Genomic DNA, 468 nt, shown 5'->3' on the forward strand with positions numbered 1-468 from the left:
ACTTTTTCAAGTTAGTTGTCGCATCAAGTTAAATTTTATGCCGCCCGCACTTCTTCTTTTTTCTCTGGATTCAAATTTACTTCATTGATCATTGTCCAATCTCTAGACTTTCCTGACCAACGACTTGGATTCTGTAATTTCGCCATTTCATTTACCCGATGACGTTTCGCTAGTATCGCTTTATCTAATCCTAAATGGCGCTGGTTTGGCGTGACAAATTTAATACCGCTGTGCAAGTGCTCATCGTTGTACCAATCTACAAATCCGTTAACCCATTTCCTTGCGCTCGCGATATCTTCAAAGGCTTTCTCAGGGTATTCTGGACGATACTTTAACGTCTTAAATAGCGATTCAGAATAAGGGTTATCATTACTCACAGACGGTCGGCTAAATGAAGGAACAATACCTAACTCCTGCAATGTCGCTAATAACGTTGCCCCTTTCATTGGACTGCCATTATCCGAGTGC

Annotated in this window: 1 protein-coding gene; it reads right to left on the reverse strand. The window is 41.2% G+C overall.

The annotated features are described in order from the left end of the window. Nucleotides 1–35: 35 nt before the first annotated feature. Nucleotides 36–468: integrase core domain-containing protein (locus CWB66_RS19550; RefSeq protein WP_138586664.1), on the reverse strand; the 433-nt coding region annotated here is incomplete at its 5' end.

It is taken from the genome of Pseudoalteromonas sp. S558 (assembly GCF_005886635.1).
In the GTDB taxonomy this organism is placed as follows: domain Bacteria; phylum Pseudomonadota; class Gammaproteobacteria; order Enterobacterales; family Alteromonadaceae; genus Pseudoalteromonas; species Pseudoalteromonas aliena.